Raw genomic sequence first — 12,437 nt, forward strand, 5'->3', positions numbered from 1 at the left:
GCGCTAGCCCGACGAGGGCGTGGGTACGTGGCCGCCGATGTCGCGCGCGATGGTGAGCGCGATGTCGTGCAGCCGGGGTGCGAGTTCGTTGCGCAGCCGCTCTTCGGTGAAGACGAAGGCCGCGCCGCCGCCGTTGAGCGCCATCACTTCGCCGTCCGGGCCGATGAGCGGCACGGACACCGAATTGATCTCGCGATGGAATTCGCCGAGCGAGAGGCAAAAGCCCAACCGCTTCGATTCGCCGATCGCGCGGTTCATGGCGGGTTCGATGCCGCCCCACTCCGGACCGCGCAGCAGGCGCATCGAATCGACGAGCTGGTTGCGCTGCGCTTCCGGCAGGGCCGAGAGATAAGCGCGGCCGAGCGCCGAATTGGCCAGCGGCGCACGCGAACCCACATCGAGCCGCGCCGACAGCATCGACGAGCGCGGACGGCAGGCTTCGATCAGCACCATCTCCATGCCGTCACGAACCGCCAGGTAGACCGATGCGCCCAACTCTTCCGCCATCGCCTGCATGCTCGGACGCGCGACCGCCCGCACATCGAGGCTGCCGAGGAACACCCGCGCCAGCGACACCACGCCCGGGCCGAGCATGAAGCGGTCGGCCACCGTTGCAGGCTTGAGCATGCCCATGGAGAGCAGCGTGGCGACGAGCCGGTTCACTGTCGGGCGCGGGATGCCGGTCATGCGCGCGACATCGGCATGGCCGAGCACCGGCTGCTCTTCGCTGAAGCAGCGCAGCACCGAGATGCCGCGCTCCAGCGCGCTGACGGTGTCGGAGCGCTCGCCGCGCGCATCGGCTGCCTCGGCGGTGGACATGGAGAGGTCGTTTTTGTCAGTGGACATGATGGAACCCTTGGAAAGAGGCTCCAATGTAGAGGCTCGTGAAGTGACGCCCACCGGTCGCATAGGGTGCTTTCAGATGCTCGCCTCGGCCGTCGCCGCCACGGGCACGCCGTCCTGCCCAACGCCGGGACGCAGGTGGACGCCCTGGCGCAGCAGCTCGGACTGCAGTGCGCCGATATCGACGAAGCGCGGCGCGATGCCGCCACGCGACGCCAGCGCCGCTGCGGCACCCGCCGCCTGCCCGGTGATCCAGCATTGCGGGATCTCGCGCATGAAGCCGTGCGAGTTGCGGTCGCACGAGATGTGGCGCCCACAGGCCACCAGGCCGTCGAGCTGCTGGGGCACCAGCGCGCCGTAGGGAATCGAGATGTTCGGGAACTTGGGCGATACCGCGGGCGACACGCCGATCTCATCCGCCAGCGCCACGCCGTCGGGCCACTGGCTGCGCAGCACCGCGCCCACGCCGGTGAGGCGGCGCGCATGGCGCACGCCGATCTGCGGCGCGCTCAGCATCATGTAGGCGTTCTCGAAACCCGGCGCGTGCGCGCGGAAGTAATCGAGGTGCGCCACCATCGCCCGGTGCGAGCGGACTTCCACCGCGGTGAGATCGTCCACATCGAGCGCCGAATATCCGGACTGGCGCGGCCCCATGAACAGCGCGACATCGTTGCGCCACGAGACGAAGGGCCGCTCGAATAAACCACACTGCTCGCGCCCACCCGCCATGAAGGCCGAGAAGGCTTCGGGCTGGCCGGCCTTGAATTCGATCCAGCGGTTCATGTCCACGCCGCCGAACAGCCACGAGGTGTTCATGCAGTGGTGCACGTCGGCTTCCTCGATGTCGTTCACGTAGGCGGCGCCGGCGCGCGCGAAGAGGTCGCCGTCGCCGGTGGCGTCGACCACCACGTCGGCCATGATCGCCATGCGGCCTTCCTTGCTCTCGAACACCACCCCCTTCACCGCGCCGTCCTGCACGATCGGAATGGCAGCCCACGAGTGGTAGATGAGCTTCACGCCCCGCTCCAGCACGATCTCCTGCGACAGCAGCTTGAGGCGCTCGGGGTCGATGGTCGGCGACCAGGTGACGATGCCGTGGTAGGCGGCAGTGCGCTGCGACCAGTGCGCGGCCTTGGCCTCGTCCTGCGAACCCCAGTCGCCGCGCGACGGGCCGGCGATGGCATCGGCCGGCAAGCGGTCGAACAGTTCCTCGGCAAAGCCGCGGATGACCAGTTGGCCTTCCCAGTCGGTCATGCGGTCGATCCAGATCACGAGGCCGCCGGTGGAGAGGCCGCCGAGGTGGTTGTAGCGCTCGAGCAGCGCAACGTCGGCGCCAGCACGCGCGGCCGCTGCGGCGGCGGCGGTGCCCGACGGCCCGCCGCCCACCACCAGCACGCCACAGCGGTGATAGACCGGGATCTGCTTTCCGGGCTCGGCCCAGTGGCCGTGGTCGGGCCGCTTGGCGCGGCTGTCGCGTTCGAAGATGTCCGAGGACAGGATGCGCTCATCGGTGCGGACGACAGTTTTCATGCGTTCGTTCTGGGATGTCTGATTCAATGGAACGGATGATATTTTGATTTCATCTTCCATTTTTCGAATTTATGAGCATTTTCTTTCAGGGTATTCCCTGAATGATGATCTGTTTTATGGACACGATGATTGATATCCATGAAAACCAAGGAGACATCCATGAAGACAGGGCACGCGGGCCGCCGGGCCTTTGCCTCGGCGCTTGGCGCCGCGGCCCTCCTGGGCCTGATGCCCGCGGCTGCGATGGCGCAGGCCTTTCCAGCACCGGGCAAACCGATCCGAATCGTCGTGGGCTTCACCGCCGGCGGCGGCACCGATGCGCAGGCGCGCATCGTTGCGCAGAAGCTCGGCGAGGTGCTGGGCACCAGCGTGATCGTCGACAACAAGCCGGGCGCGAGCACCATGCTGGCGGCCAGCGAGGTCGCACGCTCCCTGCCCGACGGCTACACGCTGCTGTACGCGCCCTCGTCCACGATGGCGCAGAACCCGCACACCTTCGCGCAGGTGCCGTATGACCCGTTCAAGGACTTCACCCCCATCTCGATGGGCGGGCGCGGGCCGCTGGTCCTGTCGATCAGCACCACGGTGCCCGCCACCAGCGTGAAGGAGCTGGTCGCCTACGTGAAGGCCCATCCGGGCCAGGTGAGCTACGCCTCGTTCGGCACCGGCACGTCCTCGCACATCTACGGCGAGGCGTTCGTCAAGAAGACCGGCATCGATGCGGTCCACATCCCGTACAAGGGCGGCTCGGACGCGGCCAAGGATCTGATCGGCGGACGCGTGCAGTACATGTTCGACTCGGCCTCGTCGGCGGTCATCACGTCGGCCACGGGCAAGGTGAAAATCCTCGCGGTGGCCGCCAGCGCGCGCATTCCGGCGATGCCCGACGTACCGACCTTCGCCGAACAGGGATTCGCCGGGCTCGACCTGCCGAGCTGGCTCGGCTTCTACGGACCGGCGCGCATGCCGGCGCCGGTGGTGGCGAAGCTCAACGCGGCGCTCACCAAGGTCCTGGCGATGCCGCAGGTGCAGGAGTTCTACCGCAGCGGCGGCTACGAGGCCGGCGCCACCACGCCGGATGAATTCGCCAGCATCACGCGGTCCACCTACGAACGCTGGGGCACGATGGTCCAGCAAGTCGGATTGACCAAACAATGAACACCATGCACCCACGCCCGAATCTGAACCGCCGCCGCTTCGCCACCTGGCTCGCGTCAAGCGCGGGCGCGTTGCCGTTCGCCACCTACGCCGCCGCGCCCTTCCCGGAAAAGGGCCGCACGATCCGCATCGTGCTGGGGCTCGCCGCGGGCGGCGCGTCCGATGCACAGGCGCGCTTCGTCGCCAACAAGCTCGGCGAGGTGCTGCAGACGCCGGTGATCGTCGAGAACCGGCCGGGCGCGAGCTTCATCCTCGCGACGGAGGAAGTCATCCGCTCCGCGCCCGACGGCTACACCTTCATGTACGCGCCCTCGTCCGTGGTCGCGCAGAACCCGCAGACGCTGGCGCAGGTGCGCTACGACCCGTTCAAGGACCTCACGCCCATCTCGCTCGGCGCGCGCGGCCCGCTGATCCTGACGGTGCACACGAGCGTGCCAGCGAAGACGGTGCAGGAGCTGATCGCCTACATCAGGGCCAATCCGGGGAAGATGAGCTACGCCTCCTTCGGCACCGGGACGTCCTCGCACATCTACGGCGAGGCCTTCGCGCGCCAGGCGGGGCTGGACGTGGTGCACGTGCCATACAAGGGCGGCAGCGATGCCGCGAAGGACTTCCTCGCAGGCCGCGTGCAGTACTACTTCGACGCGGCGCCGAATGCGATCCAGAACACCGCCACGGGCAAGGTCCGCATGCTGGCGGTCGCTGCGCCCAAGCGCAGTCCGATGCTGCCCGACGTGCCGACGATGGCCGAACAGGGCGTGAAAGGCGTGGACATGGCGAGCTGGCTCGGCTTCTACGGACCGCCACGCATGCCCGAAGCGGTGGTTGCGCGGCTCAACGCGGCGCTCGTGGAAGTACTGGCCATGCCGGCCACGCGCGACTTCTTCCGCCAGGGCGCCTACGAGGCCGAATCGTCGAGCCCGCCGGCACTGGCCGCGTTGACCCGGTCGACCTATGAGGAATGGGGCGACATCATCCGCAAGCTGGGTCTGGCCAAGCAGGCGCAGTAGGTCGGAGCCGATCAGGAGCGCGAACCAGGGCTCCTGATTCGCAACTGACCGAAAAAGGGAAAAAGTCGGGATAGAATATAAAAAATAACTATCTTTACATTTTTTTACCTTTTTCGGCCTAGCGCCAGCTGTCACAAAAATCTCGGAGCAAGCCGGAAAAGGCTGCTGCTTCCCGCCCGCGCGCCGCGCCGTTGACCGGCATCCACAGCGCATTCACGGCGGTCACCCGGGTGATTCACCGAACGCGGTTGCGTCGGTGTCTTTTGTTGCGCCTGCGTCTCGTCCGTTAGCCCTTCACAAATTCTAAGAACAAACGAAAGACGAACATGAGAAAGACGCTCTCGCTGACGGCTGCCCTTCTGCTCTCCGCTTGCGGTGGTGGAGGCGGCGGTGGGAACTCGTCCTACCAGATCCCTTCCGCGGCTCAGGAAAAACCAGCAACCGCCGCCACGCCCACGACGACATGCAGCGTGGTCCTCTATGGAGACAGCATCATGCGCGGCGAACCGCTCATCGCGCAGGGCCCGCAGAGGCGCATGCAGAATGCTCGCCCGGCGTGGACTGTGGACCTTCGTGCCGTAGGCGGCCAGACGGGCAGCGCCGGGGCGCCCGCCGTCATGAGCGATGCACGCCCTGCAAAAGCCGTCGTGGTGCTGGGCTGGGGCGTGAACGACGTCATTCAGCACACCGACGTGGCGCCGATGCGGGCGCTCATCGAAAAGACACGCGCCGAAGGCTCGAGGCCCGTCCTCACGGGCCCCGTGCCCTACGCCGGCGACGTTCCAGGCTGGCTCGTCGTCACTGCGGCCATCCGCGCCATGGCATCTGACACCGCAACCCCATCGGCGGACTGGTCGGCAGTTCCGATCGTGACGATCGACACCGTGCACCCGGACCAAGCCAGCTCGAACCGGCTCGTCGACAAGCTGATTCCGGTCATCGATGCAGAGTGCGAAAAGGCCGCCCAGGCGGCCAGCTAGGCTCCGCGCCAGGGAAAGCGCTTGCCCATGCTGATGCGCGGCTCCACGCTGAAGCCCAGCGATTCGTAGAAGGCGACGACCTGCTCGTTGCCGGTCACGATCTGCAGGTTTACCTTCGGGCAGCCGAGCGCCTTCAGGGCCTGCTCGGCATGCCGCACCAGCGCGGCCCCGATGCCGCGGCGGCGAAAGGCCGGATCGACCGCCACCGAGTAGATCCAGCCGCGATGGCCGTCGAACCCGGCCATCGTGGTGCCGATCACCGCGCCGCCTTCCAGCGCGACGAAAAGCAATCCGTCATCGGCCCGAAGCTTCATGTCGAGCGAGTAGTCCGGGTCGTTGTGCGGCGTTCCGTAGTCGAAGGTCTTGTGCCAGAGCGCGACGACACCGGCGCGGTGGATGCCATCCGAATAAGTGGCAATCACGGGGGTCATTGGGCAACCTCCTCAGTGCTTCGCACTGCGGTGCGAGCCCCCTTCGGAGCGGCCGGGCGGAGGCTCATGCGCGCGGCTCCGACAGGAAGCGCAGCACCCGCGCGTTGACTTCCTGCGCGCGCTCGAACTGGACCCAGTGCCCCGCCCCGTCGATCACCGTCCCTTCGCGCAGCGGGTGATCCTTGACGAGTTGCGCCACCAGCGGACGCGAATCGGCGGTGACGTCGTGCTCGCCCCAGACCAGAAGCTGCGGCCCGCCGATAGTGTCCAGTGCCGACTGCAAGCCGCCCGAGAGTGAGATCTCCTTGCTGCGAAAGCGCGTGCCGTGGCAAGAGATGTCGTGGATCGCGAAGGCCAGCGCATCGATGGATGCCTTGTCATGCAGCATCAGCGCGGCGAGGTTGTGCAGCAGCGCGGCACGCTCCTCATCGCGGTCCTCGGCTTCGCGCCAGTTGATCATCTCGACCGTCATGCGACGCAGGGTGCCGTGGCCACCGCTACCCATCAGGATCATCCGGCGGATGCGGCCGCGCCGCGCGCCGAGCTTGGACGCGATCAGGCCGCCGAAGGAGAAGCCACCGAGGTCGATCTCGGCTTCAGCACCGACGAGTTCGTCGAGTGTCGCGCACAGCGTGTCGAGAAAGGCATCGAGCAGCGACTGGCCCGGCAACGGTTCGGCCATCGCATCGGAATCGTTGAATCCCGGCATATCGGGCAGCCACAGCGAGCGCGTGGCCGAGAGCGCCTCCACGTTGCGCAGCCAGTGCATCCAGCTGCCATGGCCGCCATGCAGCAGCACCAGCGGCGGATTCGATGCGTCGTTGCCGAATCGGCGCCATCGCACGCGGACGCCGCCGTGCTCGACGTCGTGGTGGGTGGCAAGCGCATCGACGCGCTCGATCAGGCGGACGGCTTCAGCTTCCGCGCGAGGTTCGTAGGTGGAGAAGTAAGGCACCCGCGCATTGTGACGTGACGCGGGCGGGCGAAGCTGGGGGTGGGCTACCCGAACTTGAAGCTGGACACCGCGATGCCGCCCATGAATGCGTCCTCGTGATAGACAAGCTCACCGGCTTCATCTTGTGCTGCGCCGACGGCAACCATCAGCGGAATCAGATGTTCCTCGCGCGGATGCGCGATGCGCGCGGCGGGCGCAGCGGACCATTGCAGCAGACGCTCGTTGCGACGATCGCCCGTCGATCCCACCGTGGTGTCGCCAAGCCAGTCGTCGAACGCCTTCGACACATCGCGCGCCTGCGGACCGAAGGCACGCAGGTTGTGATAGCTCAAACCACTGCCGACGATCAGGATGTTCTCGTCGCGCAACGGCGCGATCGCTCGGCCAAGCGCGATGTGCTCCGCCGGATCGAGTCCGCGTCGCAGCGACAGTTGCACCACAGGCACATCGGCGTCGGGATAGATCGCAGCCATCGGCGAGAACATGCCGTGGTCGAAGCCACGCTCCGGATCGATACGCGCCGGCAGCCCGGCCGATTCGATCAGCGATTGCACGCGACGCGCCAGTTCGGGCGAGCCGGGCGCGTCGTAGTGCACCTGGTAGGTGTGCGCGGGGAAGCCGCCGTAGTCGTAGATCATCGGCGGGCGCGGATTGCCCATCACGGTGAAGGCAGGCTCCTCCCAGTGCGCGGAAACCATCAGGATGGCGTCCGGCCTGCGGCCGATCTGGCGCGGCATGTCGGCCAGCGAGGCTTCGAGCTTGTCGTAGGCATGGCCCATCTCGTTTTTCATCCACGGCCAGGGGCCGCCGCCGTGCGAGATGAAATAGGTGGGAAGACGTGGGTGGGTGTTGCTCATGGATCGCTCCTTGGCACGAAGTCTAAAGATTTCCGCAGGAGAAATCGATGGGCTACGATTCATCGATTCATTTCCCCACAGGAAACCAGGATGGACCGCCTCACCAGTCTGCGCGTGTTTCGCGAAGTGGTCGAATCCGGCAGCTTCGTCGCAGCGGCGGATCGCCTCGGGATCTCCGCGCCGATGGCGAGCAAGCATGTGGCGCAGCTCGAAAAGTCGCTCGGCGCACGGCTTCTTCACCGATCGAGCCGCCACCTGAGCCTCACCGAAGCCGGACAGGCCTGGTATGAGCAGAGCTGTCGCGCGCTCGACCTGCTCGATGCGGCCGAGGCCGCCATCGGACAGACCAGTGCCACGCCGCGCGGGCAGCTCAAGGTGAGCGCGCCCGTGTGGTGCGCGACGCCGCGGTTCGCGCGCGTGCTGGCAGGCTACCGCGCGCAGTGCCCCGAAGTCGTGGTCGACATGCATCTGGAAAACCGCAAGGTCGACCTCGCGGCCGATGGCTACGACCTCGCGCTGCGCGCGACGCAGGAGCCCTCGCCCGCGCTGATCGCACGTCCGCTTTGCAAGCTGCAGTTCCATCTGGTGGCCACGCCTGCGTGCATCGCACGCAGCGGGCTTCCCGCCACGCCCGCCGATCTCGCAAAGCTCGATGCGATCGTGCCCAGCTACGTCAACCTCGAAGGCTTCGGACTCAAGGGCCCGGGCGGCCGGCAGGCGCCGCTGCGGCTGCAGCCGGTGACGAAGTCCGACGACACCAACCTGACGCTGCATGCAGTGCACGCCGGCATCGGCATCTCGTTCCTGCCCGAATGGCTGATCGACGACGATCTGGCCGCGGGCCGGCTGGTTCGCCTGGTGCCCGACTACGCCGCGCCGCCGGTGACCCTGTTTGCGGTGTACACCAGCCGGCAATACATGGCGCCCAAGCTGCGCAGCTTCATCGATTTCCTGGACTCCAGCCTCGGCGCGCCTTAGTGCATGCGGAGCGGGCGGCGCGTGCATCTCGCGGCGATCGCCGGCGAGGCGGCCCATTGGCCTAGGCGACAGCGTCCTCTCCCACCTCCCGGCCATGATGGCGCGTCGCGTCCACGAGCGTCCGCGTATAGGCATGCCTTGCCTCGCCGCGACACAGCGCATCGGTCGACAGCGTCTCGACGATCCGGCCCTGCTGCATGACTGCCAGCCGGTCGCACAGGTGGGCGACCACGCCGAGGTCGTGGGTCACCATCAGGTAGGTCAGGCCGTCACGCTCGCGAAGATCTGCCAACAGATTGAGGATCTCGGCCTGCACTGACACGTCGAGCGCGGAAGTAGGCTCATCGAGCAGCAGCAGGCGCGGCTCGAGGATGAGCGCCCGCGCGATCGCCACGCGCTGTCGCTGCCCACCCGACAACTGATGCGGGTAGCGAAACCGGAAGCTGCCGTTCAGCCCCACCTTGGCGAGGATGCCGTCGATGCGTTCGCTCTGGTCGCCGATGCCGTGGATGTGCAACGGCTCCGCCAGCGCGGCGTGGACGGTGTGCCGCGGGTGCAGCGACCCATAGGGGTCCTGGAACACCATCTGCACCTCGCGGCAGCGCGCGCGGTCGCGCTTGTGCCCGAGCGCGTGGCCGGCGATCCGGGCGCTGCCGGTCCAGTGCGTGAACTGGCCGGCCAGACAGCGCAGCACGGTGGTCTTGCCCGACCCGGATTCACCCACGAGGCCGAACGACTCGCCGGCCTCGATTTGAAGATTCACGTCGTTGAGCACGCGGCTCGCGCCGAACGCGAGCCCGAGCGCGCTGACTTCGATCATGGTCATGAGTTTCCTTTCACACGAAGTGCGCGAGCCCTGGGGGTGAGCTTCATCCCAGCCACGCAGGATCGCGCTGCAGCACAGGCAGGCGCGCGCGGCGCTGCTCCAGGCTGGGCAAGGCACCCAGCAGGCCGCGCGTATAGGGATGCCCGGCGTGGTCCAGGTCGGAGGCCGCGATGCTCTCGACCACGCGGCCCGCATACATCACGAGCACCCGGTCGCAGAAGCGCCGAACCAGATTCAGGTCGTGGCTGATAAAGATGAGGCCCAGCCCACGCTCGCGAACCAATTCGTCGAGCACATCCAGCACCTGAAGGCGCACCGACACGTCGAGTGCGGACGTGGGTTCGTCCGCGATCAACACTTCAGGCTCGGTGATGAGCATCATCGCGATCATGATGCGCTGCCCCATGCCACCCGACACCTCGTGCGGATAGAGATCGAACACACGCTGCGGATCGCGGATGCGCACCGCCGCGAGCATGGCCAATGCACGCTCGCGGGCTTCGGCGCGCGGCACGTCGTTGTGGGCCAGATAGGCTTCGGCGATCTGCCGGCCGACCCGAACGACCGGGTTCAGGGAGTACTTCGGGTCCTGCATGATCATCGACATGCGCCTGCCGCGCAGGGTCTGCATGGTCTTTGGGTCGGCGCTCAGAAGGTCGATGTCGTCGAATGCCAGGGTGCGCGCTTCGATGCGCGCGCTGCGCGGGTGCAGCCTGAGCAGCGCGCGGCCGACCGTGGACTTGCCCGACCCGGATTCGCCGACGATGGCCAGCTTTTCGCGCGAGAGTTGAACGACACGCCGCGGACGGCATGCATCGGTCCGTCGGGCGTTGCGAAGTGGACGTGCAGGTCTTCGACCCGCAACTTCGCGCGCAGGGGTGGCTCGGAAACGGGAGAGTGCATGGCGGAGATCCTCATTCGCTGCGAGGGTCGAGCACGTCGCGCAAGCCATCGCCGATCAGGTTGAACGCAAGGCTCACCAGCATGATCGCCAGCCCCGGCGCGGCCACGAGCCACCAGCACTCGATCATGTAGCGCCGGCCGCTGGAGATCATCGCGCCCCACTCCGGCGCCGGTGGCTGCGCGCCCAGCCCCAGGAAGCCGAGACCGGCGGCGATCAGGAGCACGTTGGCCATGTTCATGGTCAGCCGCACCACCACCGACGACATCAGCATGGGCGCGATGTAGCGCGCCAGGATGCGGGCCGACGAGGCGCCCTGCAATTGCGCGGCGATCACATAGTCGGCATGACGCAGTGACAGGGCCTCGGCCCGCGCCAGCCGCGCGATCGGCGGCCATGCGGCCAACGCAATGGCGATCACCGCATGGTCCAGCCCCGGGCCCAGCGCGGCCACGAAAGCCAGCGCCAGCACCAGGCTCGGGAACGAGATGAAGATGTCGGTGATGCGCATGAACAGGTTGTCCACCCAGCCGCCGAAGTAACCGGCCATGCTGCCCACTGCGAGTCCGACCGGGCCGACGATGACCGTGACCAGCGCGATGACGTAGAGCGAGATGCGCGAGCCATGCACCAGGCGGCTGAAGATGTCGCGACCGTATTCGTCGGTGCCGAACCAGTTCGCATGCGACGGCGCCCGCAGCGCCTGCTTCAGGTTCTGTTCGAAAGGATCGTGGGTGGCGATCCACGGCGCGAACAGGGCCACCAGGAGCATCAGCGCGATGACGAGAACACCGGCCAAGGTCATCGGATTGCGCAGCAGCCTGCGCAGTCCCTGACGCAGGTTGAGCGCCAAGGCCTGAGCCGCGGAGCCAGGCGTGCGGGAAGGGGTTGTGGTCGTTGGCGATGCGGCGGTGGAAGCCATCATGAGCGGGTCCTCGGATCGAGCAGGTGGTAGAGCGCGTCGGACAGAAGGTTGAGCGTGATGAAGATCACCCCCACCGCCAGCACGCAGCCCATCACCGCGTTCATGTCGCCCAGCAGCAGGCCGTTGGTGAGGTACAGGCCGAAGCCGGGCCAGGCGAACACGGTTTCGATCAGCACGGCGCCCTCCAGCAGGCCGCCATAGGCCAGCGCCACGATGGTCAGCAACTGCACGAGGATGTTGCGGAACGCGTGACCCCAGATCACGTCGCGCTCCGGCAGGCCCTTGACCCGTGCTGTGGTGATGTACTCCTGCGACCACTGCGCCAACATGAAACTGCGCGTCATGCGGCTGATGTAGGCCATCGAATGCAGGCCCAGCACGCAAGCCGGCAGGATGAGGAACCTGAGCGCGCTGCGAAACACCTGCCAGTCGCCGGCGAGCGCCGAATCGACCAGCAGCAGGCCAGTGCGCGTGGGCACGACACCGTCGAAGGCCAGGTCGACCCGTCCCGCCCCGCCAGCCCAGCCGAGCCAGGCGTAGAACACCAGCAGGCCCATCATGCCGAACCAGAACACCGGCGTCGAATAGCCGAAGAGGCTGATGACGCGCACCACATGATCCGCGAGTGCGCCACGCCGCGTGGCGGCGAACACACCGAGCGAGACGCCGGCGCAGGTGCCGAGCAAAAGAGACATGGTGGCAAGCTCGACGGTGGCCGGCAACACGCGCGCCAGGTCGTCCGTCACCGCATGTCCGGTGAACAGCGCATGCCCCAGATCGCCGTGAAGCAGGTCGCGCAGGTAGTAGCCGAACTGCACGGCAAGCGGCCGGTCGAAGCCGAGCTGCCTGTAGACCTGGTCGTAGGTGGATTTGTCGGCATCGGGGCCGACGATGGACAGCACCGGATCGAGCGGCATCACGCGGCCGATCACGAAGGTCAGCAGCAGCAGTCCTAGCAGGGTCAGCACCACGCTGATCGCACGATGCGCGGCCGCGCGCAGCATCGGATGGTTCAAGCAAGCGAACATGGAAACCTCCCCATC

At 66.9% G+C, this 12,437-nt stretch carries 13 protein-coding genes; 4 read left to right on the top strand and 9 right to left on the bottom strand.

The window, feature by feature from the left end; translation table 11 throughout:
- Positions 1–3: 3 nt before the first annotated feature.
- Together BLW05_RS03805 and BLW05_RS03810 are read right to left on the bottom strand one after the other, a co-directional pair.
- Positions 4–846, bottom strand: a complete 843-nt coding sequence (locus BLW05_RS03805; protein WP_093159808.1) for an IclR family transcriptional regulator — start codon at positions 844–846, stop codon at positions 4–6.
- A gap of 72 nt (positions 847–918) precedes the next feature.
- The gene (locus BLW05_RS03810; RefSeq protein ID WP_093159811.1) at positions 919–2,373 is read right to left on the bottom strand and encodes an FAD-dependent oxidoreductase; all 1,455 of its coding nucleotides are present in this window, start codon (positions 2,371–2,373) and stop codon (positions 919–921) included.
- Between the two features lie 159 nt (positions 2,374–2,532).
- On the opposite strand from BLW05_RS03810, the gene BLW05_RS03815 reads away from it, so the two are divergent.
- The 3 genes from BLW05_RS03815 to BLW05_RS03825 all read left to right on the top strand — a co-directional run bounded on the left by BLW05_RS03815 (position 2,533) and on the right by BLW05_RS03825 (position 5,521).
- Complete coding sequence (locus BLW05_RS03815) at positions 2,533–3,531, top strand: Bug family tripartite tricarboxylate transporter substrate binding protein (protein WP_093159813.1); 999 nt, start codon at positions 2,533–2,535, stop codon at positions 3,529–3,531.
- Positions 3,528–4,541 (top strand): Bug family tripartite tricarboxylate transporter substrate binding protein, encoded by a 1,014-nt coding sequence (locus BLW05_RS03820; RefSeq protein ID WP_256330005.1) that lies wholly within the window; start codon positions 3,528–3,530, stop codon positions 4,539–4,541. Before BLW05_RS03815 ends, BLW05_RS03820 begins: the two co-directional genes overlap by 4 nt.
- 326 nt (positions 4,542–4,867) lie before the next feature.
- On the top strand, positions 4,868–5,521 hold the full coding sequence (locus tag BLW05_RS03825; protein WP_143044765.1) for an SGNH/GDSL hydrolase family protein: 654 nt from the start codon (positions 4,868–4,870) through the stop codon (positions 5,519–5,521).
- On the opposite strand, the gene BLW05_RS03830 is transcribed toward BLW05_RS03825, so the two are convergent.
- The 3 genes from BLW05_RS03830 to BLW05_RS03840 form a co-directional block, all read right to left on the bottom strand.
- Positions 5,518–5,952 (bottom strand): GNAT family acetyltransferase, encoded by a 435-nt coding sequence (locus BLW05_RS03830; protein ID WP_093159818.1) that lies wholly within the window; start codon positions 5,950–5,952, stop codon positions 5,518–5,520. The genes BLW05_RS03825 and BLW05_RS03830 overlap by 4 nt on opposite strands.
- A gap of 64 nt (positions 5,953–6,016) precedes the next feature.
- Positions 6,017–6,907, bottom strand: coding sequence for an alpha/beta fold hydrolase (locus BLW05_RS03835; RefSeq protein WP_093159821.1), 891 nt, complete (start codon positions 6,905–6,907; stop codon positions 6,017–6,019).
- Between the two features lie 44 nt (positions 6,908–6,951).
- On the bottom strand, positions 6,952–7,764 hold the full coding sequence (locus BLW05_RS03840; protein WP_093159823.1) for a DODA-type extradiol aromatic ring-opening family dioxygenase: 813 nt from the start codon (positions 7,762–7,764) through the stop codon (positions 6,952–6,954).
- Positions 7,765–7,854: 90 nt separating this feature from the next.
- Here BLW05_RS03840 and BLW05_RS03845 point away from each other — a divergent pair, with 90 nt between their 5' ends.
- The gene (locus BLW05_RS03845; protein ID WP_093159826.1) at positions 7,855–8,742 is read left to right on the top strand and encodes a LysR family transcriptional regulator; all 888 of its coding nucleotides are present in this window, start codon (positions 7,855–7,857) and stop codon (positions 8,740–8,742) included.
- Between the two features lie 61 nt (positions 8,743–8,803).
- Here BLW05_RS03845 and BLW05_RS03850 read toward each other — a convergent pair whose 3' ends face one another.
- Genes BLW05_RS03850 through BLW05_RS03865 form a run of 4 tightly spaced genes read right to left on the bottom strand, consistent with a single transcriptional unit; the run spans position 8,804 to position 12,422 of the window.
- Positions 8,804–9,562 (bottom strand): ABC transporter ATP-binding protein, encoded by a 759-nt coding sequence (locus BLW05_RS03850; RefSeq protein WP_218135144.1) that lies wholly within the window; start codon positions 9,560–9,562, stop codon positions 8,804–8,806.
- Positions 9,563–9,611: 49 nt separating this feature from the next.
- Positions 9,612–10,520: an ABC transporter ATP-binding protein gene (locus BLW05_RS03855; protein WP_218135136.1), complete on the bottom strand. Its 909-nt coding sequence runs from the start codon at positions 10,518–10,520 to the stop codon at positions 9,612–9,614.
- Complete coding sequence (locus BLW05_RS03860) at positions 10,483–11,391, bottom strand: ABC transporter permease (RefSeq protein WP_371126914.1); 909 nt, start codon at positions 11,389–11,391, stop codon at positions 10,483–10,485. Before BLW05_RS03860 ends, BLW05_RS03855 begins: the two co-directional genes overlap by 38 nt.
- Positions 11,391–12,422, bottom strand: coding sequence for an ABC transporter permease (locus BLW05_RS03865; protein WP_093159833.1), 1,032 nt, complete (start codon positions 12,420–12,422; stop codon positions 11,391–11,393). Before BLW05_RS03865 ends, BLW05_RS03860 begins: the two co-directional genes overlap by 1 nt.
- Positions 12,423–12,437 lie beyond the last annotated feature (15 nt).

The organism is Variovorax sp. YR216 (assembly GCF_900107745.1).
Lineage (GTDB): Bacteria > Pseudomonadota > Gammaproteobacteria > Burkholderiales > Burkholderiaceae_C > Variovorax.

Excerpts from the sequence above, each read along its gene's own strand:
- BLW05_RS03805 (WP_093159808.1), bottom strand. The coding sequence starts at position 846 with ATGTCCACTGACAAAAACGACCTCTCCATGTCCACCGCCGAGGCAGCC.
- BLW05_RS03810 (WP_093159811.1), bottom strand. The coding sequence starts at position 2,373 with ATGAAAACTGTCGTCCGCACCGATGAGCGCATCCTGTCCTCGGACATC.
- BLW05_RS03815 (WP_093159813.1), top strand. The coding sequence starts at position 2,533 with ATGAAGACAGGGCACGCGGGCCGCCGGGCCTTTGCCTCGGCGCTTGGC.
- BLW05_RS03820 (WP_256330005.1), top strand. The coding sequence starts at position 3,528 with ATGAACACCATGCACCCACGCCCGAATCTGAACCGCCGCCGCTTCGCC.
- BLW05_RS03825 (WP_143044765.1), top strand. The coding sequence starts at position 4,868 with ATGAGAAAGACGCTCTCGCTGACGGCTGCCCTTCTGCTCTCCGCTTGC.
- BLW05_RS03830 (WP_093159818.1), bottom strand. The coding sequence starts at position 5,952 with ATGACCCCCGTGATTGCCACTTATTCGGATGGCATCCACCGCGCCGGT.
- BLW05_RS03840 (WP_093159823.1), bottom strand. The coding sequence starts at position 7,764 with ATGAGCAACACCCACCCACGTCTTCCCACCTATTTCATCTCGCACGGC.
- BLW05_RS03845 (WP_093159826.1), top strand. The coding sequence starts at position 7,855 with ATGGACCGCCTCACCAGTCTGCGCGTGTTTCGCGAAGTGGTCGAATCC.
- BLW05_RS03850 (WP_218135144.1), bottom strand. The coding sequence starts at position 9,562 with ATGATCGAAGTCAGCGCGCTCGGGCTCGCGTTCGGCGCGAGCCGCGTG.
- BLW05_RS03855 (WP_218135136.1), bottom strand. The coding sequence starts at position 10,520 with ATGGCTTGCGCGACGTGCTCGACCCTCGCAGCGAATGAGGATCTCCGC.
- BLW05_RS03860 (WP_371126914.1), bottom strand. The coding sequence starts at position 11,391 with ATGGCTTCCACCGCCGCATCGCCAACGACCACAACCCCTTCCCGCACG.
- BLW05_RS03865 (WP_093159833.1), bottom strand. The coding sequence starts at position 12,422 with ATGTTCGCTTGCTTGAACCATCCGATGCTGCGCGCGGCCGCGCATCGT.